Raw genomic sequence first — 26,579 nt, 5'->3', positions numbered from 1 at the left:
CTCATAATGGGATGCCATAATGACGGAACAAGAAAAATCCTCCGCCGTGGTTGAAGAGACCAGGGAGGCCGTGGAAACCACAGCACAGCCAGTCAATACTGAAAAAAAGGCTAACAACAGCACGGCGCTGATTCTGAGCGCGGTGGCGATTGCTATTGCGCTGGCAGCAGGTGTGGGGCTGTATGGCTGGGGGAAACAGCAGGCAACAACGCAGACGGCAACCAGCGATGCGCTGGCGAACCAGCTGACGGCGCTGCAAAAAGCGCAAGAAAACCAAAAAGCTGAGCTGGAAGGCATTATTAAACAGCAGGCAACGCAGCTTGATGAAGCCACTCGCCAGCAGGCCGCACTGGTCAAACAGCTTGATGAAGTTCAGCAAAAAGTCGCCACTATTTCCGGCAGCGATGCCGGGACATGGCTGCTGGCGCAGGCTGATTTTCTGGTAAAACTGGCCGGTCGTAAATTATGGAGCGATCAGGACGTTACCACCGCAGCGGCGTTGCTGAAAAGCGCCGACGCCAGTCTGGCTGATATGAACGACCCGAGCTTAATTTCCGCCCGTCGTGCGATTACTGACGATATCGCGAGCCTCTCGGCGGTAACTCAGGTCGACTATGACGGCATTATCCTGAAAGTGAATCAGCTCGCTAACCAGATAGATAACCTGCGTCTGGCCGACAACGACACCGACGATTCACCGATGGACTCCGACAGCAGTGAGCTGTCCAGCTCAATTAGTGAATGGCGCGTCAACCTGCAAAAAAGTTGGCAGAGTTTTATGGACAGCTTTATCACTGTTCGCCGTCGAGATGAAACCGCCGTCCCGCTGCTGGCACCGAACCAGGACGTTTACTTACGTGAGAACATTCGTTCTCGCCTGTTAGTAGCCGCCCAGGCCGTACCGCGTCATCAGGAAGAGACATACCGCCAGGCGCTGGAAAATGTCTCCACCTGGGTACGCGCCTACTACGACACCGACGATGCAACCACCAAAGCTTTCCTGGAAGAGGTAGACCAGCTGAGCCAACAAAGCATCAGTATGGATGTGCCAGAAACGCTGCAGAGCCAGGCTATTCTCGACAAATTAATGCAGACCCGTGTTCGTAATTTACTGGCGCAGCCTGTCACAGCGCCGGTTGCCGCCGCTCCTGCTCCTTCGGCAGACCATCCGGCAACCGCGCCGCAAGGAGAATAATGATGCTAAAAGTATTATTGCTCTTTGTACTGTTGATCGCCGGGATCGTCGTTGGTCCAATGATTGCCGGTCATCAGGGCTACGTGCTGATCCAAACCGATAATTACAACATTGAAACCAGCGTGACGGGCCTGGTGATCATCCTGATCGTCGCGATGGTCGTTCTGTTTGCGATTGAATGGTTGCTGCGCCGAATTTTCCGCACCGGCGCGCATACCCGCGGATGGTTTGTCGGCCGTAAGCGTCGCCGCGCCCGCAAACAGACCGAACAAGCGCTGCTCAAGCTGGCAGAAGGCGATTATCAGCAGGTTGAAAAGCTGATGTCGAAAAACGCCGATCATGCTGAACAACCAGTAGTGAATTATCTGCTGGCGGCAGAAGCGGCCCAGCAACGTGGCGATGAAGCGCGCGCGAATCAACACCTTGAGCGTGCAGCTGAACTGGCCGGGAATGATACGATCCCGGTAGAAATCGCTCGCGTTCGTCTGCAACTGGCGCGTAATGAAAATCACGCCGCACGCCACAGCGTAGACAAGCTGCTGGAGGTGACGCCACGTCATCCGGAAGTGCTGCGTCTGGCTGAGCAGGCCTACATTCGCACCGGCGCATGGAGTTCGTTACTGGATATCATTCCATCTATGGCTAAAGCGCATGTGGGTGATGAAGAGCATCGCGCTATGCTGGAACAACAGGCATGGGTTGGCTTGATGGATCAGGTCCGCGCCGATCAGGGCAGTGAGGGACTACGTGCCTGGTGGAAAAACCAGAACCGTAAAACCCGTCATCAGGTTGCCCTGCAGGTAGCGATGGCTGAACATCTGATTGAGTGCGACGATCATGATACGGCGCAGCAGGTCATCATTGACGGTCTGAAACGTCAGTATGACGACCGTCTGGTGCTGCCGATCCCGCGCCTGAAAACCAACAACCCGGAACAGATAGAAAAAGTGCTGCGCCAGCAGATTAAGGCCGTAGGCGATCGCCCGTTGCTGTGGAGCACGCTGGGGCAATCGTTAATGAAGCATGGTGAATGGCAGGAAGCCACGCTCGCCTTCCGTGCAGCGCTCAAACAGCGCCCGGACGCCTACGACTACGCCTGGCTTGCTGACGCGCTGGACAGACTGCATCAGCCGGAAGAGGCCGCCACCATGCGCCGTGATGGCCTGATGTTGACGCTGCAGAACAACAATCCCCCGCAGTAATTCCCTCTTGCCCGGTGGCGCTTCGCTTACCGGGCCTACCGTCTACACAAAATCATTTAAGATGCATAAAAAAACGCCCGCTCGGTAAGGAGCAGGCGTTAAACAGGTCTGTATGACAACATAATGGGTGCTTCACTCAACGTTATGTCCATGGTGTTTGATGAGGCCTGAGCGACATCTGTCTGTGGACGATAAGCACCGTAAACGGCTCTGCATCATTCCTGAGTTTATGAGGCCTGATGGCGAACATAAGAGATGGAATGAGCATCTACCCGTATATTATCGCACAACGCATGCCACGATTGCACTGCAAAAACCAGGTATTCGAACTTTTTAAGACATCAGGTAATTCGCGGGAATAAGGGCTGTGAAGGGAAATCAGAAAACAAAAAACCCCGCCGAAGCGGGGTTCAAAATTGGTCGGCGAGAGAGGATTCGAACCTCCGACCCACTGGTCCCAAACCAGTTGCGCTACCAAGCTGCGCTACTCGCCGTTTTACTGCTTTTTGAATTTTTAGTTCAATTCTTTAAGTCGTGGTGCGAGGGGGGGGACTCGAACCCCCACATCCTAAGGACACTAACACCTGAAGCTAGCGCGTCTACCAATTCCGCCACCTTCGCATTTCACAACTTTAAATTAATGGGGTGGCTAATGGGATTCGAACCCACGACAACTGGAATCACAATCCAGGGCTCTACCAACTGAGCTATAGCCACCACTGCAAATCTTTTACGCGGTATTAAAACCACCGCAGCTCCGGCACCTAACTAAATGGTGCGCCCGACAGGATTCGAACCTGAGACCTCTGCCTCCGGAGGGCAGCGCTCTATCCAGCTGAGCTACGGGCGCTTAGCGCCGTTGCGGGGCTGGATATTACGGAGGTCTCGGTCTTCTGTCTAGTGCTTTTTTAAAATAAATTATCGTTTGGTCATGGTTTGTGCGTTTTGTCGCTTATTCCCGCAATTTATGGGCTGTGCCATGACGATTCAGGCCAAAAGCCTTATAAATGAGCGTCACGCCCAGTAAGAAGATAATGCCAACAAATAGCGACATTCGGGTATCTTCATTGAAGTACATGCCGATTAATACGCAAATCAGGAACGCCATCGTCAAATAATTTGCCCACGGGAACAAAATCGAGCGGAAAGGATGACTGGCGATCGCCGCTTTATGCGCCTGACGGAAACGCAGCTGGCTTATCAGGATCACAAACCACGGCACCATCCCCGGCAGCACGCTGGCGCTATAAACATACACGAACACACGCTGCGGGTTGGGAATGATGTAGTTCAGGCACGAACCAATCAGCAGGATCGCGATAGAAATCGCCACACCAGCAACTGGCACGCCATGGCGAGAGACTTTTCCCACAACAGCAGGTAGCTGGCGATTCTTTGCCAACGCGTAGAGCATACGCCCACAGCTGTACATGCCGCTGTTACAGCCTGACAGCGCCGCCGTCAGGACCACAAAGTTAATAATCCCTGCCGCGGCGGTAATACCAATCTTGGCAAAAGTGAGCACAAATGGGCTGCCGTTGCTGCCAATCTCGTTCCACGGGAAAATAGTGACGATAACAAAGATCGCGCCGACGTAGAAAATCAGGATACGCCACAGCACCTTCCCCACCGCGCTACGCAGCGTGACCTGGGGGTTCTTCGCCTCACCCGCAGTAATGCCGATCAGCTCCACGCCCTGGTAGGACGCCACAACAATACACAATGCCGTCAGGAAGCCCTTCCAGCCGCCGGCAAAGAAGCCGCCATGCTCGGTCAGGTTGCCAAAGCCAATCGCCTGGCCGCCATTGCCAAAGCCGAAGAAAATCACTCCTAACCCAATGACGATCATCACAATGATAGTGGTCACTTTGATCATGGCAAACCAGAATTCAATTTCACCATACAGGCGAACCGCGGCGAGGTTTGCCAGCGCAACCAGCCCGACAGCAATCAGGGCGGGTATCCATTGTGCCATTTCCGGGAACCAGAACTGTACGTACACCCCGATAGCGGTAATCTCTGATATCCCCACCGCCATCCACATAAACCAGTATGACCAGGCGGTGAGATAGCCAAAGAAGGGACTCATATAACGGTGCGCGTAAACAGCGAATGAACCGGCAACCGGCTCGAGGAATAACATCTCCCCCATGGAACGCATAATGAAAAAGACGAACAGCCCCGCGACGATATACGCCAGCAGGACCGAAGGCCCCGCCCATTTCAGGGTACTGGCGGCGCCCATAAACAGTCCGACGCCAATAGTGCCTCCAAGGGCAATTAATTCGATGTGACGAGCCTCCAGCCCACGCTGTAGCTCAGGTTTGTTCTCGGCCATAAATCCTCTTGATGTGTTTGCATGCTGTCCGGTATTACCGGTTCTCGTTATGGGTACATCTTGTTATTCCATAACAGGCCATACGGCACCGACCGCTTAACGGTTGGCGCCAAAACACCACGGCACTGTAATGATTGTTGCGAATGGTTTCCTAAAATCGCTTAAATGGCAATTAAAGCATTCAAAAAATGAATAGATTGTGCGAGAAAGCAGCGATTATGTTGTGAATAAGTAGCGTGATTAGCAGATCACGCTACTTATCAGAGGAGAGAGCGTCAGAGGTTGCCGGTATAGTGCCAACGGAGATAGCGCAACAAACGAAGTTGACGGGTGATACGGCTCGGCTGTGACAGTAAGCGATACAGCCACTCCAGCCCCAGATTTTGCCAGAGTTTAGGCGCCCGCTTAACGTGACCGGTAAAGACGTCGTAGGTACCACCCACCCCCATATACAGCGCTTCAGGGTGGATCTTCCGGCAATCACGCATAAAAATTTCTTGTTTCGGCGACCCCATCGCCACCGTCACAATTTGCGCACCGCTGGCGTGGATACGCTCAAACAATTCCTGACGCTGCTCCGGCGTAAAATAACCGTCCTGGCTACCCACAATGTTCACATGCCACTGCGCACGCAATTTGGCTTCGGTTTGCGCCAGAACCTCAGGCTTGCCGCCAATCAGGAAAACAGGCGTTCCCTCCTGCCCGGCTCTCGCCATTAGCGCTTCCCAGAGATCGGCCCCCGCTACGCGTGAAACCTGCGCCTGCGGGAATTTTTTACGCACCGAACGCACCACGCTAATGCCATCCGCATATTTGAACTCAGCGGCGTTAATCAGATCCCACACTTCAGGGTTATCTTCTGCCGTCAGCATTTTCTCGGCATTGATAGCCACCAGCGTCCCAGGCCTGAGGCGTCCTTCGGCAAACAGGTAATTTAGCGCGTGTTGCATATCGCGCCAGCCAATCAGTTGTAACCCGCGCAGCGAATAGAGTGGCGCAGTTGTGTTATCTGTCATTACGATCCTTCAATCTGTGTCCGGGGCAGCGATTTAATTCGTTTATGGATAAGTCCCGCGCTATCGAATAGCCAGAACAGCAATTTTGCCGCCAGCAGACAAACGCCGAAAATCACGAGGAAAAAGACCACTCGCGAGACAAACGAATCCAGTCCTTCACGTGCCAAAACGATCATATTGAAAATGGCGCCAAAACAGAAACTGTGCAAAATGGCCGCCTTGTAGCGATTGGTTTCGCGGTTACCTAATTCATATAGCCAGTCGAACCATTTAATGATTAACCCGACGACAATCGCGCCTAACGGTATAAACAGCGCCCCGCCCATCACCACCAGCGAACCAATTAACGTTGGCGAAATCGCCAGCCCCGAGTGGTTGTTCAACACCTCCCAGGTAAAGTAGTTCGCGGAGTTGAGTACGATACTCGGGCGCCCAGGCCACAGCCAGGAGGGGATAAAGACGTAGAAATCACGGACGATCGGCGCCAACCCCTGGAACTCAATATTGTGGTAGTTCTGCAGCAACAGCGCCAGATTTTCCCATGGCGAGAAGGTATCACGCGTCAGGTACAGGAACGTATAGAACGCCTCGTCACCGCTCACGTTCATCCCGTAGCGTTTCAGCGCCAGCCAGAACATACCGACGATGCCCAACACGCCTGCGGCGGCCAGCATCCACAGCGAAATCCAACCGCGAATAATGCCGATAAACAGGAAGATGGCAAACGCAATAATAATATTGGCGCGCGTTCCCCCCACAATCATATAGGTCAACAAGCCAAACGCGACGGTGCTTACCAGGAAGAACAGCCACGCTTTGCTGTCCTGGCGCAGGAAGTAGACCACCAACATTGCCGGAATGAAGAAGTAGAAGAAGCGCTTCAACGCCACTCCAGAGACTTCACTGGAAAAAATCTGGCTGTAGGATTGCAGTCTGAACAGCAGGAACCCATTGTGCATAAAAAAGACGCCCACGCTCACCAACGCAATCGCCATCAGGATAACCCAGGTCAAATGGGCCTCCACGCGATTGATAGTAAATAGCGGCCTGCGCGGCTTATTCTCTACGCGCTTACGTAAGCGCGTTTTATACGTCACGTAGTAAACGGCATAGAAACAGGCGGCTGACAGCAAAGCCTGCAGCAGGATCTCCGGTGGTGCTACCGCCACATCAAAACGGAACACCAGGATGCTGGTCAGCGGGAATCCGAAGAAGAACGTCAGCAAAAACAGCAACGAGAAAAAGACGTTGAAGTTAAAACGCACGCGGCGGAATTCAAACCAGGTCAGCGTGGCGATAAACAAAGTGGAGAGCAGCCAGACCACCAGCAGACCGCTGAATTGCATCAGGCTCATTTGGTTTCTCCTGAAGCAATGCGCAGCGCGTGATGCCACGGCTGCAGATAATTCGGGCTAAAGAAGGTGATCGTATTTTTATCTACCAACGCCAGTTGGCGCTGCGCTTCGCGTACGAGACCTTCATTGAGTTGATCTGTCGTAAACAGGACCGGGATATTTTGCTCTGCCATATCCTGCCAGAAAGGATTTTCACGGTTGAGCACGCACGGGATACCGGCCTGGATTAACAAACACAGGGTGCCGATCCCTTGCTGGCGGGCAAAAATAAAGTAGCCCAGATCGCACTGACGCAGTAGTGCCAGATAGGCATCAAACTCCAGTTTTTCACTCAATATTTGCAAATTATCAGCGCTAAATAGTGCCAGACCCGCCTGACGAACCTCATCGATATAGGTCGTATTATTCGCAGGATACCCCATCGGCACTATCACATTCACCGTATCACCAAACTGCTGGTGAACAGCATGTAGCGCGGCAATATGCTCATTGCTGCGATCGCCAGAGTTGCCAACCAACACCGTCATCTTACCGCTGCGCTGACTTTCACTGCTCAGATTATTGAGCGAGGGATCCATCCGCGTTGGGAAATAGAGCAGCTCGCCACGAACGTGCGGATGCTGCCCAGCGAAATAACGTAAATCGCCGCGCGTAGCAAACACGCAGCCCACGCGATTCTGCGCCATGCGACGAATCGGGTAAAACAGGCGGAATTTCAGCCCACTGGAAACTTCATATAAATCCGCGCCCCAGATGTGCCAGTAAAACTGCTCCGGTTTAATTCCCCCGCTCAGCAGCGCCAGCCACAGGCTGGTGTTGAACTGACCATGAAAGAAGAAGCGCTGCTGGCGATTCGCTTTCGCCTTCGCAATAACCGCCTGGGCCAGCGCCTTTTTCCCGTCGTAGAAACTCAGCGATAACGCCGGGCAGCTCTCACTGAATCCAGCATCCTGGCCTGCAACCATAAACGTGCGCGCGTGCTCGCTCGTCGCAGCCAGCGAATCGTTAAAAAACCGCAGCACGGTTTGGTTATGGTGAGGGATATCCGATCCCAGAACGTGAATCAGTACAGTCATGCCCGCCTACGCCAGAGTAAAAACACGCCACAACAAAGAGAAAAATAGACGATGTATGTTGCCATATACGCCTGCGCTGCTCCCAGAGCACCGTGTGCCGGGATCAGCCAGTGGGCAAACGCCGTCAATAACATGAACTGGCTAATTTCAGCCAAAATATAAAACCGCAACGACGCTTTCGCGATCACCAGATAACCAAAAACGTAAGCGCCAACTTTCAGTACATCGCCGACCAGTTGCCAGGCAAACAGGTCGCGCATGGCGGTGAATTTTGCGGAAAAGAGCAGCCAGATCGCAAAATCACGCAATAGCCAGACGGTAAAGCTCGCGGCGGCAACCGCCGGCAGCACAAACTTCAACGACTTAATGACCTCGCGGGTAATGTCACGCTTTTCGGTCAGCCGCGACAACGTCGGCAGCAAGTAAACGCTGAATGAGGCGGTAATAAATTGCAGATAAGCATCGGAGATACTGCTGACTCCCTGCCAGATCCCCACATCATCCCAACTGTACTGCGCCGCCAGCAGGTTTCGCATCATCACATATGCCACAGGCAGCGTCACAGAGGTAATCAGCGCCATCAGCGTAAACTTGCTTAGCTGCCCGGCCAGACCATGGTCCCACGAGGGCTTCAGGTAATGCAGCGGAATAGTTCCACGCTTAAGCAGCATAATGATGGCAGGGATAACGACCAGCGCTGGCACCAGGGCCAGACCCAGCAAGGCGCCTTCATAGCCCCCAAAGCGATAGCAGCCATAGTAAGCTACTACGCCCACCAGGCTACCCACAATCAGCGACAGCGCGTTGCCTGCCGCATCGCGGAAGCCTTTCATCAGCGCCAGCAGCAGGTTAGCCCAGGCGATGCCCATCTGCACCAGCGCAACCAGTCGAACCAGCCCCTGATAATGCGTATGGCCAAACAACCCCTGACTGATCGGCGCGGCCGCCAGCAGAAAAACCGCCGCCATCAGCGTAGAAAATCCCATTACCATTGCGGAAGATGTACCGACCACCTTACGGAGCCGGGCCGGATCGTCATGGTGCTGCGCAACGTATTTCGTGACGCCGTTGAAAATGCCGGCCCCCGCCAATACGCCCAGCACAGTGACCATTTGGCGAAAATTACCCGCCTGACCCACACCTGCCGGGCCAAAGGAGACGGCCAATAACTTCACCACTAGCAAACCCGCACCAATTTTTACCAGCGTACTGGCCGCCGTCCATAAGGACGCTTTAGCAAGCGACATATCAGGCGAAGTAATTGAGTAATGTCGAAATTACCGTTCGCTGGTTAACCGGCGACAGGTTATAGAACAGCGGTAAACGTAGCAGACGCTCGCTCTCTTTGGTGGTGTAACGATCCACACCGGCAAACACGCCAAATTTATCGCCAGCCGGGCAATCATGCAGCGGAATATAGTGGAACACCGCCATAATTTCGGCTTCTTTGAGGAAGTTAATTAATGCAGTGCGATCGTCGATATCGCGCAGCTTGATATAAAACATATGCGCGTTCTGCACACACCCCTCCGGTATAGAGGGCAGGTCAATACGTCCGGCACGCGCCAGCGGTTCGAGGGCATCATAGTAATTCTGCCACAGCGCCAGACGTTGCTGGTTAATACGGTCGGCCGCTTCCAGTTGCGCCCACAGATAGGCAGCCTGCAGATCGGACATCAAATAGCTGGAGCCGATATCGCGCCAGGTATACTTATCTACCTGACCACGGAAAAACTGGCTACGGTTCGTCCCTTTTTCACGAATAATCTCGGCACGTTCGACTAATTTTTTATCATTGATCAGCGTCGCGCCACCTTCACCGCCTGCGGTGTAGTTTTTAGTCTCATGGAAGCTAAAGCAGCCGATGTGACCAATCGTCCCCAGCGCCCGACCTTTATAAGTCGACATCACGCCCTGAGCCGCATCTTCGACCACATACAGGTTATATTTAGCGGCCAGCGCCATAATGGTATCCATTTCACAGGCCACGCCCGCGTAATGTACTGGCACAATAGCGCGGGTTTTGTCGGTAATAGCCGCTTCAATCAGCGTTTCGTCAATGTTCATGGTATCCGGACGGATATCAACAAAGACGATTTTCGCCCCGCGCAAAACGAATGCGTTAGCCGTAGAAACAAATGTGTAGCTCGGCATGATGACTTCATCGCCAGGCTGAATGTCCAACAGCAATGCCGCCATCTCAAGCGATGCGGTACAAGATGGCGTCAACAGAACTTTCTCGCTGCCAAAATGCTGCTCCAGCCACTGCTGACAGCGGCGGGTAAAGCCGCCGTCGCCACACAGTTTGCCGCTGTTCATCGCAGACTGCATGTAATCGAGTTCAGTTCCCACCACCGGCGGTGCATTAAATGGAATCATCGTGTCACCTGTATAACCAATACGCGGTGCTTTCCACATTCGCACCACTGTGTATGTAACGTTTAAGCGCGGCGGTGTTACCCATTTGGGTTGCCACGCGCAATGTTGTTTTACCGCGGGCCTGCGCCCAGCAAAGCGCAGCCAGCATTAGTTCTTCGCCCGCGCCACGCCCAGCCAGTAGGCCAATTCGCGCCTCGGTCGCATTCAGTTCGCGCAGCGAGACATAACCACGAATTTCACCTGTCGGCGTGCGTAAAACGAGGCATTGATGATCGAACGTCCCCAGCACCGCATTTTCAATCCACTGCGCATAAAAGCGCGAACTGGCATCTGCGGCATACCACGGGGCGCGAAAACGGCTTTGCGCGAACGCCTGTTCCGCCAGGCGGCGTAACGCCGGAATATCCGTAATTTGAGCAATCTGCGCGTCAGTGTTGCCACTGGTAGATGCCACTGGCAGCACAAAATCCACTTCGCCTTCGACCAGTGAGAAACCTAACTGCTGCAAAGCATCTAATTCATGGATATTTGCGGCAGGAATTTTTGCCTGTACCCGCGACCAGGGACGTAACGCATCCTCCGTCAGAACCGGCGCGTGTTGGTCAAAACGTATAATGGCGCTATTCACGCCAAAAAACGTATTTTCCCAGCTAAGCGGCTCAATACTGGCGCGGACGAGCACGAAGCAGCTCCAGCAAATATTGGCCGTACCCCGTTTTAGCCAGCGAACTGGCGGCACGTTTCACGCCTTCATCATCCAGCCAACCGTTACGCCAGGCGATCTCTTCCAGACAGGCTATTTTAAAGCCCTGACGTTTTTCTACCGTCTGCACAAACGTGCTCGCTTCGATCAAACTGTCATGCGTCCCGGTATCCAGCCAGGCAAAGCCACGTCCAAGCAATTCTACCGTCAGATGCCCGTCATCAAGATACATCTGATTGATTGACGTAATCTCCAGTTCTCCACGCTCAGAAGGTTTCACGCGTTTTGCGTATTCCACCACTTTACTGTCATAGAAATAAAGGCCGGTTACCGCCCAGTTAGATTTCGGTGCTTTCGGCTTCTCTTCCAGAGAGATAGCGCGAAAACTGTCGTCAAACTCCACAACACCAAAACGTTCAGGATCCATCACCTGGTAACCAAACACCGTCGCACCTTCTGTGCGGGCAGCTACATGACGTAGTTTTGGACTGAAGCCCTGACCAAAGAAGATATTATCCCCTAATACCAGACATGACGGTTCACCGTTAAGGAACGTTTCACCAATGATAAATGCCTGCGCTAATCCATCCGGGCTGGGTTGCTCGGCATAGTGCAGTTCAATGCCGAACTCAGAGCCATCGCCTAACAAACGCTGGAAATAACCTTTATCTTCCGGCGTGGTAATAATCAGAATTTCGCGAATTCCCGCCAGCATTAGCACTGAAAGCGGGTAGTAAATCATCGGCTTATCGTAAATGGGCAATAGCTGCTTCGATACGCCACGCGTAATGGGATACAGGCGAGTACCTGAGCCACCCGCCAGAATGATACCTTTCATGCGTTGTCTCCTCCGGGAGCCAAAACCAGGCTGTTAGCCCTTCAGACCTAAACGTTCGCCCTGATAGCTGCCATCCTGCACGGGTTTCCACCATGCCTGATTATCCAGATACCACTGCACGGTTTTGCGCATTCCGCTTTCAAACGTTTCCTGCGGTATCCAGCCTAATTCACGCGAAATTTTCGACGCGTCAATGGCATACCGCACATCATGACCCGGGCGATCGTCAACAAAAGTGATCAAGTCTCGGTACTGTGCAATACCCTGCGGTTTTTGCGGCGCCAGCTCTTCCAAAAGGCTACAAACCGTTTCGACAACGTCCAGGTTTTTACGCTCATTGTGGCCACCAATATTATAGGTTTCCCCAATCGCGCCCGTTGTCGCCACGCAATAGAGCGCCCTGGCATGATCTTCTACGTACAACCAGTCGCGGATCTGTTGCCCATTGCCGTATACCGGCAGCGGTTTCCCAGCCAATGCATTGAGGATCATCAGCGGGATGAGTTTTTCCGGGAAATGATAGGGGCCATAGTTGTTAGAGCAGTTAGTAATGAGCGTTGGCAGGCCATAGGTTCGCAACCACGCGCGTACCAGATGATCGCTGCTGGCTTTCGACGCGGAATAAGGACTACTCGGCGCATACGGTGTGCTTTCAGTAAAGAAATCATCCGTCGAATGGAGATCGCCATACACCTCATCAGTTGAGATATGGTGGAAGCGAAACGCCGATTTTTTCTCGCTGGCCAATGCACTCCAGTAAGCGCGCGCCGCTTCCAACAGCGTGTAGGTTCCCACAATGTTGGTTTCGATAAAGGCAGCCGGACCATCAATGGAGCGATCGACATGGCTTTCTGCCGCCAGATGCATCACGCAGTCTGGCTGGTATTGTTGAAACACCTTGTCGAGCGATGCCCGATCGCAGATATCAACTTTCTCAAAGGCAAAACGGTCATTCTGTGCAACCGGCGCCAGCGACATCAGATTCCCGGCATAGGTCAGCTTATCGACCACAACCACCGCATCCTGGGTCTCATGAATAATATGCCGTACAACCGCCGAGCCGATAAACCCCGCGCCACCGGTAACCAGAATTCGTTTCATTAGCGCCAGACCCCTTTGGTATCAACGATGTATTGCTGAAGAACCGCATCGCCTTTAATGGCTTTAAATTCATTATGGTCGACCAGCATGACCAGCACATCGGCGCTTTCCAGCGCATCGTCCAGCGTCGCCAGTTGGCAAATGCCGTCCAGTTTTTTCGGCAATTGATGGATATTCGGTTCCACCACCAATGTTTCGCCTTTGTGCCAATGCGCGATGCTTTGCGCAATTCCCATCGCCGGACTTTCACGCAAATCATCAATATTCGGTTTAAAAGCCAAACCAAAGCAGGCGATTTTCACTTCGCTGGCCCGTTTGTTGGTATCTGCCAGACAGTCGGCTACAGCTGCTTTTACCCGATCGACGACCCAATGAGGCTTACCATCATTAACCTCGCGTGCGGTACGGATCAGTTTCGCCTGCTGCGGGTTCTGCGCCACAATAAACCACGGATCGACCGCGATACAGTGCCCACCAACGCCCGGTCCTGGTTGCAGAATATTTACACGCGGATGACGGTTTGCCAGGCGAATCAGTTCCCAGACATTAATCCCCTGATCGGCGCAAATTAACGATAATTCATTAGCGAAGGCGATATTGACGTCGCGGAAGCTATTCTCAGTCAGCTTGCACATTTCCGCGGTACGGGCGTTGGTTACGACACATTCGCCCTCAAGGAAGATGTTATACAGCTCACTGGCGCGCGCGGAACAGACGGAAGTCATCCCGCCGATCACGCGGTCGTTTTTAATCAGTTCAACCATGACCTGGCCTGGCAACACGCGCTCCGGGCAATAAGCAATATTCACATCGGCCTGTTCACCGACCTGCTGCGGAAACGTCAGGTCAGGCCGCATTTCTGCAAGCCATGCGGCCATCTGTTCAGTTGCCCCGACAGGTGACGTCGATTCAAGTATCACTAATGCGCCTTTTTTCAGCACCGGCGCGACAGACTTAGCCGCAGCTTCAACGTAGACCATATCGGGTTCATGCTCTCCCTTGAATGGGGTAGGCACAGCAATCAGATATGCATCAGCTTCTACGGGAGTGATGGTTGCACGAAGAAATCCGTTTTCGACCGCCGTTTTCACCACGGCGCCCAGATCGGGCTCAACAATGTGAATTTCGCCGCGATTAATAGTATCCACCGCATGTTGATTTACATCTACGCCAATTACATGTTTTTGACGGGAAGCAAAGGCAGCCGCCGTTGGCAGTCCGATATAACCCAGCCCAATGACAGAAATGGTCGTAAAACTCATAGCGATACCCGATTATTTTTTAACGCGTGTAAAATACGGCCACACGCCTGCCCGTCACCATATGGGTTATGGGCACGGCTCATGGTCTGATATTCATTGTCGTCATGCAGCAAACGCGTGACTTCTTCTACGATACGCTGTGGGTCAGTTCCCACCAGACGTACAGTGCCTGCGGTAATGGCTTCAGGCCGTTCCGTTGTTTCGCGCATCACCAGCACAGGTTTCCCCAGAGACGGAGCTTCTTCCTGAATTCCGCCGGAATCGGTCAGGATCAGCCAGGCGTGATTCATCAGCCAGACAAATGGCATGTAGTCCTGCGGTTCAATCAGAATCACGTTTTCAACGTGACCCAGGATGCGGTTGACCGGCTCGCTGACGTTAGGATTCAGGTGTACCGGGTAGACAATCTGCACATTCTGATTAGCCGCGGCAATTTCCGCCAGCGCGTGGCAAATTTGCTCAAAGCCGCGACCGAAGCTTTCCCGACGATGACCGGTCACCAGGATCATCTTTTTGTCAGCGCTCAGGAAAGGGTAATTTTCTGCCAGTTCCGCCCGCAATGCATCACTCGCCAGTACGCGGTCGCGTACCCAGATCAACGCATCAATAACCGTATTGCCAGTGACGAAAATACGATTATCAGGAATAGCTTCCCGTAACAAATTTTGGCGCGAGTTTTCTGTTGGCGCAAAATGATACATAGCCAGACGCCCGGTCAGCGTACGGTTCGCCTCTTCCGGCCAGGGAGAGTAAAGATCGCCGGTACGTAAACCCGCCTCAACATGCCCCACCGGGATGCGCTGATAAAACGCAGCCAAACTGGTGGCAATCGTAGTCGTGGTATCACCGTGAACCAGCACCACATCAGGTTTGAAATCAGCCAGAATTGGCTTTAATCCTTCAAGGATTCGGCAGGTAATTTCTGTTAGCCCCTGACCTGGCTGCATAATATTGAGATCGTAATCAGGTACTATGGAAAAGAGGTTCAACACCTGATCGAGCATCTCCCGATGCTGCGCCGTGACGCAAACTTTCGCATCAAAATCAGGATCTTTTGCCAACGCATGAACCAGAGGAGCCATTTTTATAGCCTCCGGTCGCGTGCCAAATACAGTCAGTACTTTCACATCGATTCTCTTCGGATTGGCAGTGAGGGCCCAGCCCCTCACTGCAACGGTATTGCTAAATCGTGCGGCGACGGGTTAATGCGACACCAGCACCAATCAGAGCCCCAACGATGCCCCACATAATCATCAGGAAGGCACGGCGAGGGCTGTCACGTTTTACTGGCTCTTCCGGCGTACGCAAATAACGATATGTCTGAAAGCGAGGATCCAGAGTTGGCCCAACGTTCAGTGTGTTAAGCATGGCTCGGTTTTGGAAGTAGTCCAGATCAAAGTCCGGACCAACGGACTGTAGGTTTTCGAGTCGCGCCTGCAGCATAGGGCGTCCAAGCAAGAACAGTTCAGAATCCGGCAACTCATCAGCAGGAACATCGGTAGAAGTACGAGAAATGTTATGCTGTTCGGCAATTTTGAGTGCCTGCTCAATATTGTGAACACGGCGGGAGAATATCGATTTCGCCACTTCTTCCTGGCGCTTAACCTGCGCCTTCATCTGCACGGTGCGTGCAGCCCAGGCCCCTTTTAACTCTTCGTTCAGATGACGCGCCGCACGCTGGCTGGCAAAGGCGACGTACTGACGCAGCAGATTGTTGGCATCAGGAGCCGTCTCCGCAATCAGTTTCACACTGTCATTGGTATTACGCATCGCATCGCCAGGCATAAACTGAATGTTATTGATCAGTTCGTCCAGCATCGCCGCATCGGCTTTACTGTTACCCACCATACGCTGCTTATAGTAATCAGTCTGCTGCCAGAATTCACGGCGCGTATCCCAGGAGGCAAGCTGCATGATGAATTCTTTGTAGGCTTCGTCCATCACCGACGGCTGGTCCGCAGATGCGAGACTGGCCTTAATATCCAGGTTACGCAAAAACTGCTGTTGAGAATAGTAACCCCCCAACATATTGACCGTTGGCCTATCTGAAATCGCCGTAGCACTCCACTCCTGACGAGCAAAAAACGTATAGGCAAGAGCGGCTAGCGCAAAGGCGAACGCTATACCGACGATCCACGCCTTCCCTGCCCACAAGGTACGAAACAACCCACGGATATCCAGTTCATTTTCAGCGCTCACGGCGTGTTCTCCCGGTAATGGTTGTGTCATCGTACCCTCAATTTATTTGGTTAAGTTTGGTTTACTTTCACGGTTTCTACGCAGCTTGCGCTTCAAGCGTTTGATAAATCTCGCTACCTTCCAGGCACGTTTAATACAAAAGTCGTATAAAACAAATGCCAGTAAAAAGAGCACCAGCATCACCCATTCCGGAACAACTCGGGAATATTCGGCCAGTACGCCGATAGCAGCCAGAATCGCTGCAGCCAACGTAATCAGGACAAAAGCCTGTCGGGAGGTAAACCCAGCGCGCATAATTAAGTGATGAATATGTTGGCGATCCGGGGAGAAAGGACTCATACCTTTACGTAAGCGACGATACATAATCGCCACCATATCCATTAGCGGAATGGCGATAATCCACAGTGCGGTGACAGGGCTAATAGGATGCGTTTTCCCTTGTGTGGTCTCCAGCAGGATCCAAATTACCGTGAAGCCAATCAGTGTACTGCCTGCATCGCCCATAAAGACTTTATAGCGACGTCCGAGTATCCCCAGGTTCAGCATGATATAAGGCAAAATGGCGGCGATCATGGCAAAACACCAGATAGCCAGGCTCGTCTGGCCATCAAACCACAGGATAAGTCCCATCGCGGCAAATGAAACGCTGGATAACCCGCCTAACAGGCCATCAATGCCATCCACCATATTAAAGGCGTTAATCGCCGCCCAGACGGCAAAAAGGGTAAGGAAATAACCAAAAGGACCGAGCACCATCTCCCAGGGACCAAAAATATACCCCAGGCTTAAAAGATAGAGCTTACCAACCGCCATCATAATGATGCCGATAATGGCCTGGACGGTCGCGCGAATTTTTACACTGATATCAAAACGGTCATCCAGGGCACCGATAAATACCAGTACCCCGGCACAGGCCAGGTAGAGAGTAGCATGCGGGATGTAATAATCGGCGATGAGGAATGTAAAGCAAATGCCTGCGTAAACCGAGATCCCTCCAACCAGCGGAATCAGTCCCTGATGACGTTTGCGGAAGTTGGGTTTATCCACCAATCCTATCTTTTTCGCAACCTTGCGGGCAAAGAAAAGAAACAGCGTTGTGAATAAAAAAATACTGATGAGATCAGTACTTGCTGTCAGTAAATTCACTATACATGCTCTCAAAGAATATCAATATATGAAGTATAACCATCGAGGCGCATATTCAGAAGAGAAACCCGATTCCATATCAGGTGGTTCTGTATGATTATTAACCACAAAATACGAATTATAACACTTCTTCGCCTGGCGGTATGTCATACCGGATTATTGTTATTGTGTCGTTAAGATTACATCTACAAAAGCAAAACGCCACGTAAAAACGTGGCGTTTTCAGATGATGCCAGGATCAGGAACGCTTCATCATGTCGAAGAAGTCGTCGTTGGTCTTGGTCATCGCCAGCTTATTAATGAGGAATTCCATGGCGTCGATTTCACCCATCGGATGGATGATTTTGCGCAGGATCCACATTTTCTGCAGCTCTTCCTGGGTGGTGAGCAGCTCTTCTTTACGGGTACCGGAACGATTGTAGTCGATAGCCGGGAAGACGCGTTTTTCCGCAATCTTACGAGAGAGGTGCAGTTCCATGTTGCCGGTACCTTTAAACTCTTCGTAGATAACTTCATCCATTTTAGAGCCGGTATCGATCAGCGCAGTTGCGATGATGGTCAGGCTGCCGCCCTCTTCCACGTTACGCGCAGCACCAAAGAAACGCTTCGGACGGTGCAGGGCGTTAGCGTCCACACCACCGGTCAGCACTTTACCGGAAGCCGGAACCACTGTGTTATAAGCACGCGCCAGACGGGTGATGGAGTCGAGCAGAATGATAACGTCTTTCTTGTGTTCAACCAGGCGTTTTGCCTTCTCGATGACCATTTCCGCAACCTGAACGTGACGGGATGCTGGTTCGTCAAAAGTAGACGCAACCACTTCACCTTTCACCAGACGCTGCATCTCGGTTACTTCTTCCGGACGTTCGTCAATCAGCAGCACCATCAGCACACAGTCTGGATGGTTGTATGCAATGCTCTGCGCGATATTCTGCAGCAGCATGGTTTTACCCGCTTTCGGCGGAGCAACAATCAGACCACGCTGGCCACGACCGATCGGCGATGCCAGATCCAGTACGCGCGCCGTTAAGTCTTCAGTAGAACCGTTACCACGTTCCATACGCAGACGAGAGTTTGCGTGCAGCGGGGTTAAGTTCTCAAAGAGGATTTTGTTACGGGCGTTTTCCGGTTTGTCGTAGTTGACTTCATTAACTTTCAACAGCGCAAAGTAGCGTTCACCTTCTTTCGGCGGGCGAATCTTACCAGAAATGGTATCACCAGTGCGGAGGTTGAAACGGCGGATTTGGCTGGGAGAAACGTAGATGTCATCAGGACCGGCGAGGTAGGAGCTGTCTGCAGAGCGGAGGAAACCAAATCCGTCCTGCAATATCTCCAGCACACCGTCACCAAAGATATCCTCGCCACTCTTTGCGTGCTGCTTCAGGATGGCAAAAATAATGTCCTGCTTGCGCATACGAGCCAGGTTTTCAAGGCCCATATTTTCGCCGAGAGTGATCAGCTCAGAAACCGGCGTATTCTTTAATTCGGTAAGATTCATAATGGTGTGAGTTCTTAAACTTGGGGTAAATCTCGAACTTAATGTTGTGAATGGTATGGCAGGGTCATCCATGCCTGTTTACGGCCATCGACTCATGTCTGTTCGCTGTCTGGTCACAGGAAAGTACGCAGAACTGAAACGACAAGACGGATTGAGTGATAAGGCCCTGAATCTGTCCACTTCTCGCGCGAGAAACAACGGGAAGTATGGGATGTAACCAGATTCAAACTTAATAAGGTATGTTTAATACGAAGTCAACACTAACTTAGCACGACTCAAGTCGGGCGTCCAGTCATCCGAATCAATTCGAAGTATGGTCGCCCGATCATGAGACTTCCTTACGCCAAATTCGCGTCGAGGAATTCTTTCAACTGACCTTTGGACAGTGCGCCGACTTTAGTCGCCGCTACTTCGCCGTTTTTAAACAGCAGCAGGGTCGGGATACCACGAATACCATACTTCGGCGCGGTGCCTGGGTTTTGGTCAATGTTCAGTTTAGCAACCGTCAGTTTGCCCTGATATTCGTCAGCGATTTCATCCAGAATCGGAGCGATCATTTTGCACGGACCGCACCACTCTGCCCAGAAATCAACAAGGATCGCTCCGTCCGCTTTGAGTACATCCGTGTCAAAACTGTCGTCAGTCAGGTGAATAATTTTATCGCTCATATATAACTCCACAGGAATAAGCCTGGCGTGTTGGTGTAGGCTGTTGGTGTAGCATTAACCAACTAAAGGTTGACTTTATTTCACCGGATACGCTTTCGTAAAGCAATAGTAAGCTGATATTCTACCACACTATGAGCAAAACACATTTAACAGAACAGAAGTTTTCCGACTTCGCCCTGCACCCAAAGGTGATAGAAGCCCTTGAAAATAAAGGGTTTCATAACTGCACGCCCATTCAGGCCCTCGCGCTGCCGCTAACGCTGGCAGGTCGTGATGTTGCAGGGCAGGCGCAAACCGGTACCGGAAAAACGATGGCGTTCCTGACGTCAACGTTTCATTATCTTCTCTCTCATCCCGCGATTGCCGATCGCAAGGTGAACCAACCGCGTGCGTTAATTATGGCGCCAACGCGTGAGTTAGCCGTGCAGATCCACGCCGATGCCGAGCCGCTGGCACAGACCACCGGTCTGAAATTAGGCCTGGCTTATGGCGGCGACGGTTACGACAAACAGCTGAAAGTGCTGGAAAGCGGCGTCGATATTCTTATCGGCACGACCGGTCGTCTCATTGACTATGCAAAGCAGAACCACATTAACCTGGGCGCGATTCAGGTCGTGGTGCTGGATGAAGCCGATCGTATGTACGATCTGGGCTTTATTAAAGATATCCGTTGGCTGTTCCGTCGTATGCCGCCAACCACCCAACGTCTGAACATGCTGTTTTCTGCAACCCTCTCTTATCGCGTCCGCGAACTGGCGTTCGAACAGATGAATAACGCTGAGTACGTTGAAGTCGAACCGGAGCAGAAAACAGGTCACCGCATTAAAGAGGAACTCTTCTATCCTTCCAACGAAGAAAAAATGCGTTTATTGCAAACGCTGATTGAAGAAGAGTGGCCAGATCGCGCCATCGTCTTTGCTAACACCAAGCACCGTTGTGAAGATATTTGGGGCAGCCTCGCTGCGGACGGTCATCGCGTCGGCCTGTTGACCGGTGACGTGGCGCAGAAAAAACGCCTGCGTATCCTGGATGAGTTCACCCGTGGCGATCTCGACATTCTTGTTGCGACTGACGTTGCCGCGCGTGGCCTGCATATCCCAGCCGTAACGCACGTCTTTAACTATGACCTGCCGGATGACTGTGAAGATTACGTTCACCGTATCGGTCGTACGGGTCGTGCTGGCGCAAGCGGTCACTCTATCAGCCTGGCCTGCGAAGAATACGCGCTGAATTTACCTGCAATCGAGACCTATATCGGCCACTCAATTCCGGTCAGCAAGTACAACCCGGATGCGCTAATGACCGATCTGCCGAAGCCGCTGCGCCTGACGCGCCCGCGCACAGGTAATGGCCCGCGTCGTACCGGTGGCGCTCCGCGTAATCGTCGTCGTTCAGGTTAAGAAAAGCTATGCCATACACAAAATCATTCAGCCTTTATCAAGGCGGCAAGAAAACGAATCCCGATGAGCTTACAAAAGTAAGTGATTCGGGTGAGAGAACGCAGCCAACACAGATACAGGTTGAAGGATGAAGTGTATGAACTCTACCTCGTTGTATGCAGCAATCGATCTCGGCTCCAATAGTTTTCATATGCTGGTCGTACGCGAGGTGGCGGGAAGCATCCAGACGCTCACGCGTATAAAACGCAAAGTGCGTCTGGCCGCTGGACTCAACAGCGATTACGTTCTCTCCACAGAGGCGATGGAGCGCGGTTGGCAATGCCTGCGCCTGTTTGCTGAACGCCTGCAGGATATTCCTCAACCACAAATCCGCGTGGTCGCCACGGCAACATTACGCATCGCCGTAAATGCCGATGTATTTATCGCCAAAGCGCAAGAAATCCTTGGCTGTCCTGTCCAGGTCATTAGCGGCGAAGAAGAAGCACGACTGATTTATCAGGGTGTTGCCCACACTACCGGCGGGGCCGATCAGCGTCTGGTCGTTGATATTGGCGGCGCCAGCACTGAACTGGTTACCGGCTCCGGCGCACAAACGACTTCCTTGTTTAGCTTGTCAATGGGCTGCGTCACCTGGCTCGAACGGTATTTTACCGATCGTAATCTGGCGCAGGAAAACTTCGACCAGGCCGAAAAGGCTGCGCGCGAGGTGCTGCGTCCGGTCGCTGACAAACTGCGTTTTCATGGCTGGAAAGTCTGCGTTGGTGCTTCTGGTACCGTCCAGGCGCTGCAGGAAATCATGATGGCGCAAGGCATGGATGAGCGTATCACGCTGGCGAAACTTCAGCAGCTAAAGCAGCGAGCCATTCATTGTGGTCGTCTGGAAGAGCTGGAAATTGAAGGCTTAACGCTGGAACGTGCGCTGGTTTTCCCCAGCGGGCTGGCGATCCTGATTGCCATTTTCACCGAACTGAATATTCAGTGCATGACCCTTGCTGGCGGCGCATTACGCGAAGGGCTGGTCTATGGCATGCTACATCTGGCAGTGGATCAGGATATTCGCAGCCGCACGTTACGTAATATTCAGCGTCGATTTATGGTCGATACAGAGCAAGCGCATCGCGTTGCCATGTTAGCAACTAAATTCCTCGATCAAGTGGAAAATAAGTGGCATCTGGAAGCAATTAGTCGCGAACTGCTGATTAGCGCCTGCCAGCTGCATGAAATTGGGCTGAGCGTTGATTTTAAACAGGCGCCACAGCATGCGGCTTATCTGGTGCGCAATCTCGATCTTCCTGGTTTTACGCCGGCGCAGAAAAAACTGTTAGCCACGCTGTTACTCAACCAGACCAATCCGGTCGATCTCTCTTCGCTCCATCAGCAAAACGCCGTGCCACCCCGCATCGCGGAGCACCTTTGCCGTTTGCTACGACTGGCGATCATTTTCGCCAGCCGTCGTCGCGATGATTTGGTGCCGGAAATTCAGCTGGATGCAAGAGATGAGCACCTGACGGTCATACTACCTGAAGGCTGGCTGGAACATCACCCGCTAGGTAAAGAGCTCATCGATCAGGAAAGTGAGTGGCAAAGCTATGTCCACTGGCCGCTGGAAGTACGTTAATCGTTGATTTGCCGGAAGGCGCTCGCGCTTATCCGGCCTACGGCTTCGCTTTTGCCTTTGCCATCATTGCCCGAATATTGGCAATACTGGCCTGCCCTTTTTGCATCCGTTCCTCAGCACTTACCACTTTACGCTCCTGTTCCCAGATAACGTCATCCTGCGGCAGTTCTAACAGGAAACGGCTCGGTTCCGGGCGTATCAGCTCACCGTACTGACGGCGTTCTTTGCACAGTGTAAAGATGAGTTCTTTCTGTGCGCGGGTAATCCCTACATAAGCCAGACGACGCTCTTCATCTATATTGTCTTCATCAATGCTACTCTGGTGCGGCAAAAATCCTTCTTCCATTCCCACCATAAATACGTAAGGAAACTCCAGCCCTTTTGAAGCGTGCAATGTCATCAACTGCACCTGATCCAGTTCTTCTTCGCTCTCTCCACGTTCCATCATGTCACGCAGGGTAAAACGAGTAACCACCTGGGTCAGGGTCATTGGCTCTTCCAGCTCGCTGCCTTCCAGCATCTCTGTCATCCAGCTAAACAGCGTGTTGACGTTCTTCATGCGCATTTCTGCCGCTTTCGGACTCGGCGAGGTTTCATACAGCCAGGACTCGTAATCAATGCCATGGATAAGATCGCGTACGGCCGCAACGGGTTCACGCTCTGCCAGGCGCTGAATTTCACCCAACCAGTGCGTAAAGCGGGTCAGTGAATCATATCCGCGTCCGGTCAACGTCTGGCTCAGCCCCATGTCAAAGCTGGCGGTAAACAGGCTTTTATTACGCGTCATCGCCCATTCACCCAATTTCTGCAGCGTCGCTGGGCCAATCTCGCGCTTCGGTGTATTAACGATGCGCAGGAACGCGCTGTCGTCATCCGGGTTGCTGAGTACGCGTAGATAGGCCAGCAAGTCTTTAATCTCCGGACGGGAGAAGAACGATGTCCCACCAGAAATCTTGTACGGGATACGGTTCTGCATCAGGAATTTTTCGAACACCCGCGACTGGTGGTTGCCGCGATACAGAATCGCGTAGTCCTTATACTGCGTCTTATTGACGAAGTGATGGGCGATCAGTTCACCGGTGACGCGCTCCGCTTCATGCTCTTCGTTATTGGCGCTCAATACTTTAAGCTCCGCACCATAGCCCAGCTCGGAAAAAAGCCGCTTTTCAAACACATGTGGGTTATTAGCGATGAGAATATTCGCCGCCTTCAGGATGCGCCCGGAGGAGCGGTAGTTTTGCTCCAGTTTAACCACCTGCAAGGCCGGGAAATCTTTGCTCAACAGCACCAGGTTCTGCGGACGCGCGCCGCGCCAGGAGTAGATCGACTGATCGTCATCGCCCACGACGGTGAAACGCGCCCGTTTCCCCACCAGCAACTTCACCAGCTCGTACTGGCTGGTGTTGGTATCCTGATATTCATCCACCAGCAGGTAACGAATTTTGTTCTGCCAGCGCTCGCGCACTTCTTCATTGCGCTGAAGCAGCAGCGTGGGGAGCAGGATCAGATCGTCAAAATCGAGAACGTTACACGCCTTCATATGGGCGTCATACAAACCGTAGCAGTGAGCAAAAATACGATCGCGCTCGCCCTTTGCGCTGGCTGCCGCCTGCGCCGGGGTCATCAGATCGTTTTTCCAGTTGGAGATCGTCGAGATCAGCTGTTGGAGAATAAGCTTATCGTCTTCAATTAGCCCTTCGGTCAGCTCCTTAAGCAGGGCCACCTGGTCGGTATCGTCAAACAGCGAGAAGTTCGACTTCATCCCCAGCGCCGCATATTCACGCTTAATGACATCCAGTCCCAGAGTGTGGAAAGTGGAGATCATCAACCCGCGTGCTTCTTTACGCCCCAGCGTTTGCGCCACGCGCTCTTTCATCTCGCGCGCAGCCTTGTTGGTAAAGGTCACGGCCGCAATATGTCGAGCCTGGTAGCCGCATTCACGAATCAGATGCGCGATTTTATTGGTGATAACACGCGTCTTACCGGAACCTGCGCCCGCCAGCACCAGGCAAGGTCCGGTGACGAATTCGACGGCTTGTTGTTGTCCGGGGTTCAAACGCATAGAGGATTGCTCAATCTGTAAACACGGGGAGGTGGATTGTAGCAGAAAGAGGGGGAGAAAGAGTAACTGGCTACCTCTGCGGGTAGCCAGAAAATCGGGTCAATCAGGAAGCCGTCGCGGCTAGTGGCGTATAGCCGTTGCGCTGCGCGCTCTTGATCCAGCTGTAGGATCCCATCACCGCGATTGCCGTCAGCAGGACATACTCAAGCGACATGGCGTAAACGCCCTGCACCGCGTAAATAACCACGCTAATCACGTCGATAAGTACCCACAGCAGCCAGTTTTCGACGAACTTGCGCGTCATCAGTACCATGGCCGCAATCGACAATACCAGCATGGTGGAATCCCAGAACGGGAAGGCATCGGGCTGGAGGTCAGGCATAGCGACCTGCATACCAAATGTTTGCAGCAGGGCAATCATGATGCGGGTGAGCGCCGCAAACACCGGGTCGATAAATAGCGTCATCAGAACTATCGCCACCGCACAAACGCCGCCTAATGCCAGGGTTTGCTGGCGTGAAAGCCAACGTACTTTGAGCGCTGCTTCCTGCGCCTCATTTTGCCGGCTCCACGCATACCAACCGTAAATGTTAGCGGCGAAGAAAAACACCTGCAGCAACAGACTGGCATAAAGCTGAATCTGGAAAAAAATTGCTGCAAACAGCGTGACGTTAATCAAGCCAAACAGGTAATTGATGATTTTTTCCCGGCTGGCACACCAGATACATAACAGACCAAATACGGTACCAATGGCTTCAATCCACGATAGCGCATATCCGCCTTCGCCGAGAGGAATGTTGACCATCACATTGTTAATGCTAAAAAAGTCCATTACTGACCTCCTGACTGGCTGACGGAATAAATGGCGCGGAGCGCCAGGGCAATTTGCCGTTCTTCACCCTGCTGGCACAACGCGTCCTGCTGGACATAATCATTGATGCTGCTATCCAGACAACCGTTGTGGGCAACCACCACGTTGAGTAATGACGCCGTACGTAACCCTCGCAGCGCGCCGATAGTCATCAGAGCGGCGCTCTCCATATCCGCGCCCAGAACGCCGAGCGCCGACCACCGCGCATCCAGTTCTGCTTCCCGATCGGTATAAAAACTGTCGTGGCTACGCACCAGGCCACACGCGGCGGGGATATTCATCTGGCGCGCCTGCGCCATCAGTTCCCAGGTTAACTGCGGGTCGGCGCAGGCCGGATAGCCCGTTGGCGCATAGGTACGGCTGGTCCCGTCATCCGTTACTGCGGCATGGGCGATAATCACGTCACCGAGCTCAAGATTATCCTGCAACGCCCCACAGCTACCGATACGAATCAGGGTTGTTATGCCGATCTGGCGCAGTTCTTCAATGGCAATCGCCGTAGACGGCCCACCGATCCCGGTAGAGAGCACCAAAATCTCGACGCCCTGATACCAACCTCGCGCGGCGCGAAACTCCCGGTTTTGACCAAGATGTTCTGGGTTATCAAGAAAATTGACAATGCGGTCGACCCGCAACGGGTCGCCCGGCAGCA

23 protein-coding genes and 4 tRNA genes are annotated in these 26,579 nt (G+C 52.6%); 4 read left to right on the top strand and 23 right to left on the bottom strand.

Translation table 11 applies throughout. The annotated features are described in order from the left end of the window. The first annotated feature begins 19 nt into the window (after positions 1-19). Complete coding sequence (gene hemX / locus FDX14_RS00780; RefSeq protein WP_137348863.1) at positions 20-1,195, top strand: uroporphyrinogen-III C-methyltransferase; 1,176 nt, start codon at positions 20-22, stop codon at positions 1,193-1,195. Between the two features lie 2 nt (positions 1,196-1,197). After that, entirely contained in the window at positions 1,198-2,397 is a 1,200-nt protein-coding gene (hemY, locus tag FDX14_RS00775) for a protoheme IX biogenesis protein HemY (RefSeq protein WP_137348875.1), read from the top strand. 417 nt (positions 2,398-2,814) lie between these two features. Here the strand turns inward: hemY and FDX14_RS00770 are convergent. The 20 genes from FDX14_RS00770 to trxA form a co-directional block, all read right to left on the bottom strand. After that, a tRNA-Pro gene (locus FDX14_RS00770) sits at positions 2,815-2,891 on the bottom strand. Between the two features lie 41 nt (positions 2,892-2,932). Next, positions 2,933-3,018 (bottom strand) — tRNA-Leu (locus tag FDX14_RS00765). 20 nt (positions 3,019-3,038) lie between these two features. Further along, positions 3,039-3,114 (bottom strand) — tRNA-His (locus tag FDX14_RS00760). Between the two features lie 56 nt (positions 3,115-3,170). Then, positions 3,171-3,247: transfer RNA gene (locus FDX14_RS00755), tRNA-Arg, on the bottom strand. 102 nt (positions 3,248-3,349) lie between these two features. Then, positions 3,350-4,735 carry a bifunctional threonine/serine APC transporter ThrP gene (gene thrP / locus FDX14_RS00750; RefSeq protein ID WP_042314025.1) on the bottom strand — a complete coding sequence of 462 codons (1,386 nt, stop codon included), beginning with the start codon at positions 4,733-4,735 and terminating at the stop codon, positions 3,350-3,352. Between the two features lie 275 nt (positions 4,736-5,010). Continuing rightward, positions 5,011-5,751 (bottom strand): lipopolysaccharide N-acetylmannosaminouronosyltransferase, encoded by a 741-nt coding sequence (wecG, locus tag FDX14_RS00745; RefSeq protein WP_137348862.1) that lies wholly within the window; start codon positions 5,749-5,751, stop codon positions 5,011-5,013. Next, positions 5,751-7,106, bottom strand: coding sequence for an ECA oligosaccharide polymerase (gene wzyE, locus FDX14_RS00740; protein ID WP_042314032.1), 1,356 nt, complete (start codon positions 7,104-7,106; stop codon positions 5,751-5,753). The genes wecG and wzyE overlap by 1 nt, the downstream gene beginning before the upstream one ends. Next, on the bottom strand, positions 7,103-8,182 hold the full coding sequence (locus FDX14_RS00735; RefSeq protein WP_061381054.1) for a TDP-N-acetylfucosamine:lipid II N-acetylfucosaminyltransferase: 1,080 nt from the start codon (positions 8,180-8,182) through the stop codon (positions 7,103-7,105). The genes wzyE and FDX14_RS00735 overlap by 4 nt, the downstream gene beginning before the upstream one ends. After that, the gene (gene wzxE, locus FDX14_RS00730) at positions 8,179-9,429 is read right to left on the bottom strand and encodes a lipid III flippase WzxE (RefSeq protein WP_137348861.1); all 1,251 of its coding nucleotides are present in this window, start codon (positions 9,427-9,429) and stop codon (positions 8,179-8,181) included. Before wzxE ends, FDX14_RS00735 begins: the two co-directional genes overlap by 4 nt. A gap of 1 nt (position 9,430) precedes the next feature. Further along, positions 9,431-10,561 carry a dTDP-4-amino-4,6-dideoxygalactose transaminase gene (gene rffA / locus FDX14_RS00725; protein WP_079225751.1) on the bottom strand — a complete coding sequence of 377 codons (1,131 nt, stop codon included), beginning with the start codon at positions 10,559-10,561 and terminating at the stop codon, positions 9,431-9,433. Positions 10,562-10,565: 4 nt separating this feature from the next. Continuing rightward, positions 10,566-11,243, bottom strand: coding sequence for a dTDP-4-amino-4,6-dideoxy-D-galactose acyltransferase (gene rffC, locus FDX14_RS00720; protein WP_079225752.1), 678 nt, complete (start codon positions 11,241-11,243; stop codon positions 10,566-10,568). Continuing rightward, positions 11,221-12,102 (bottom strand): glucose-1-phosphate thymidylyltransferase RfbA, encoded by an 882-nt coding sequence (gene rfbA / locus FDX14_RS00715; RefSeq protein WP_042314045.1) that lies wholly within the window; start codon positions 12,100-12,102, stop codon positions 11,221-11,223. The genes rffC and rfbA overlap by 23 nt, the downstream gene beginning before the upstream one ends. Positions 12,103-12,135: 33 nt before the next feature. After that, complete coding sequence (gene rffG / locus FDX14_RS00710) at positions 12,136-13,203, bottom strand: dTDP-glucose 4,6-dehydratase (protein ID WP_137348860.1); 1,068 nt, start codon at positions 13,201-13,203, stop codon at positions 12,136-12,138. Continuing rightward, positions 13,203-14,465 (bottom strand): UDP-N-acetyl-D-mannosamine dehydrogenase, encoded by a 1,263-nt coding sequence (gene wecC, locus FDX14_RS00705; RefSeq protein ID WP_042314050.1) that lies wholly within the window; start codon positions 14,463-14,465, stop codon positions 13,203-13,205. Before wecC ends, rffG begins: the two co-directional genes overlap by 1 nt. Then, positions 14,462-15,592 (bottom strand): non-hydrolyzing UDP-N-acetylglucosamine 2-epimerase, encoded by a 1,131-nt coding sequence (wecB, locus tag FDX14_RS00700; protein WP_079225755.1) that lies wholly within the window; start codon positions 15,590-15,592, stop codon positions 14,462-14,464. The genes wecC and wecB overlap by 4 nt, the downstream gene beginning before the upstream one ends. 55 nt (positions 15,593-15,647) lie before the next feature. Further along, positions 15,648-16,694 carry an ECA polysaccharide chain length modulation protein gene (wzzE, locus tag FDX14_RS00695; protein WP_061381059.1) on the bottom strand — a complete coding sequence of 349 codons (1,047 nt, stop codon included), beginning with the start codon at positions 16,692-16,694 and terminating at the stop codon, positions 15,648-15,650. A gap of 12 nt (positions 16,695-16,706) precedes the next feature. Continuing rightward, positions 16,707-17,810 (bottom strand): UDP-N-acetylglucosamine--undecaprenyl-phosphate N-acetylglucosaminephosphotransferase, encoded by a 1,104-nt coding sequence (gene wecA, locus FDX14_RS00690; RefSeq protein ID WP_042314058.1) that lies wholly within the window; start codon positions 17,808-17,810, stop codon positions 16,707-16,709. A 238-nt stretch (positions 17,811-18,048) separates the two neighbouring features. After that, positions 18,049-19,308 carry a transcription termination factor Rho gene (rho, locus tag FDX14_RS00685; protein ID WP_002437993.1) on the bottom strand — a complete coding sequence of 420 codons (1,260 nt, stop codon included), beginning with the start codon at positions 19,306-19,308 and terminating at the stop codon, positions 18,049-18,051. Positions 19,309-19,386: 78 nt separating this feature from the next. Further along, positions 19,387-19,488, bottom strand: a complete 102-nt coding sequence (locus FDX14_RS00680) for a rho operon leader peptide (RefSeq protein ID WP_110496374.1) — start codon at positions 19,486-19,488, stop codon at positions 19,387-19,389. Between the two features lie 158 nt (positions 19,489-19,646). Continuing rightward, positions 19,647-19,976: a thioredoxin TrxA gene (gene trxA / locus FDX14_RS00675; protein ID WP_001280776.1), complete on the bottom strand. Its 330-nt coding sequence runs from the start codon at positions 19,974-19,976 to the stop codon at positions 19,647-19,649. A gap of 131 nt (positions 19,977-20,107) precedes the next feature. On the opposite strand from trxA, the gene rhlB reads away from it, so the two are divergent. Further along, entirely contained in the window at positions 20,108-21,376 is a 1,269-nt protein-coding gene (gene rhlB, locus FDX14_RS00670; RefSeq protein WP_003829013.1) for an ATP-dependent RNA helicase RhlB, read from the top strand. A 136-nt stretch (positions 21,377-21,512) separates the two neighbouring features. Further along, entirely contained in the window at positions 21,513-22,994 is a 1,482-nt protein-coding gene (gene gppA, locus FDX14_RS00665; RefSeq protein ID WP_042314061.1) for a guanosine-5'-triphosphate,3'-diphosphate diphosphatase, read from the top strand. 37 nt (positions 22,995-23,031) lie between these two features. Here gppA and rep read toward each other — a convergent pair whose 3' ends face one another. The 3 genes from rep to FDX14_RS00650 all read right to left on the bottom strand — a co-directional run bounded on the left by rep (position 23,032) and on the right by FDX14_RS00650 (position 26,577). Then, complete coding sequence (gene rep, locus FDX14_RS00660; protein ID WP_061381060.1) at positions 23,032-25,056, bottom strand: DNA helicase Rep; 2,025 nt, start codon at positions 25,054-25,056, stop codon at positions 23,032-23,034. 103 nt (positions 25,057-25,159) lie between these two features. Then, positions 25,160-25,888, bottom strand: coding sequence for a nicotinamide riboside transporter PnuC (gene pnuC / locus FDX14_RS00655; protein WP_042314067.1), 729 nt, complete (start codon positions 25,886-25,888; stop codon positions 25,160-25,162). Continuing rightward, positions 25,888-26,577: a nucleoside phosphorylase gene (locus tag FDX14_RS00650; protein ID WP_252182509.1), complete on the bottom strand. Its 690-nt coding sequence runs from the start codon at positions 26,575-26,577 to the stop codon at positions 25,888-25,890. The genes pnuC and FDX14_RS00650 overlap by 1 nt, the downstream gene beginning before the upstream one ends. Positions 26,578-26,579 lie beyond the last annotated feature (2 nt).

The sequence above is a fragment of the Citrobacter sp. wls710 genome, assembly GCF_005281115.1.
Lineage (GTDB): Bacteria > Pseudomonadota > Gammaproteobacteria > Enterobacterales > Enterobacteriaceae > Citrobacter > Citrobacter werkmanii.
The sequence above is the reverse complement of the archived record's forward strand: the minus strand, read 5'-3'. Positions and strand labels throughout refer to the sequence as shown.

What these genes read in the sequence shown, in the direction of transcription:
- hemX (WP_137348863.1), top strand. Translation starts at nt 20, where the DNA reads ATGACGGAACAAGAAAAATCCTCCGCCGTGGTTGAAGAGACCAGGGAG.
- hemY (WP_137348875.1), top strand. Translation starts at nt 1,198, where the DNA reads ATGCTAAAAGTATTATTGCTCTTTGTACTGTTGATCGCCGGGATCGTC.
- rho (WP_002437993.1), bottom strand. Translation starts at nt 19,308, where the DNA reads ATGAATCTTACCGAATTAAAGAATACGCCGGTTTCTGAGCTGATCACT.
- wecG (WP_137348862.1), bottom strand. Translation starts at nt 5,751, where the DNA reads ATGACAGATAACACAACTGCGCCACTCTATTCGCTGCGCGGGTTACAA.
- thrP (WP_042314025.1), bottom strand. Translation starts at nt 4,735, where the DNA reads ATGGCCGAGAACAAACCTGAGCTACAGCGTGGGCTGGAGGCTCGTCAC.
- wzxE (WP_137348861.1), bottom strand. Translation starts at nt 9,429, where the DNA reads ATGTCGCTTGCTAAAGCGTCCTTATGGACGGCGGCCAGTACGCTGGTA.
- wecC (WP_042314050.1), bottom strand. Translation starts at nt 14,465, where the DNA reads ATGAGTTTTACGACCATTTCTGTCATTGGGCTGGGTTATATCGGACTG.
- pnuC (WP_042314067.1), bottom strand. Translation starts at nt 25,888, where the DNA reads ATGGACTTTTTTAGCATTAACAATGTGATGGTCAACATTCCTCTCGGC.
- rffG (WP_137348860.1), bottom strand. Translation starts at nt 13,203, where the DNA reads ATGAAACGAATTCTGGTTACCGGTGGCGCGGGGTTTATCGGCTCGGCG.
- wzyE (WP_042314032.1), bottom strand. Translation starts at nt 7,106, where the DNA reads ATGAGCCTGATGCAATTCAGCGGTCTGCTGGTGGTCTGGCTGCTCTCC.
- FDX14_RS00735 (WP_061381054.1), bottom strand. Translation starts at nt 8,182, where the DNA reads ATGACTGTACTGATTCACGTTCTGGGATCGGATATCCCTCACCATAAC.
- gppA (WP_042314061.1), top strand. Translation starts at nt 21,513, where the DNA reads ATGAACTCTACCTCGTTGTATGCAGCAATCGATCTCGGCTCCAATAGT.
- rhlB (WP_003829013.1), top strand. Translation starts at nt 20,108, where the DNA reads ATGAGCAAAACACATTTAACAGAACAGAAGTTTTCCGACTTCGCCCTG.
- wzzE (WP_061381059.1), bottom strand. Translation starts at nt 16,694, where the DNA reads ATGACACAACCATTACCGGGAGAACACGCCGTGAGCGCTGAAAATGAA.
- trxA (WP_001280776.1), bottom strand. Translation starts at nt 19,976, where the DNA reads ATGAGCGATAAAATTATTCACCTGACTGACGACAGTTTTGACACGGAT.
- rffA (WP_079225751.1), bottom strand. Translation starts at nt 10,561, where the DNA reads ATGATTCCATTTAATGCACCGCCGGTGGTGGGAACTGAACTCGATTAC.
- rep (WP_061381060.1), bottom strand. Translation starts at nt 25,056, where the DNA reads ATGCGTTTGAACCCCGGACAACAACAAGCCGTCGAATTCGTCACCGGA.
- rfbA (WP_042314045.1), bottom strand. Translation starts at nt 12,102, where the DNA reads ATGAAAGGTATCATTCTGGCGGGTGGCTCAGGTACTCGCCTGTATCCC.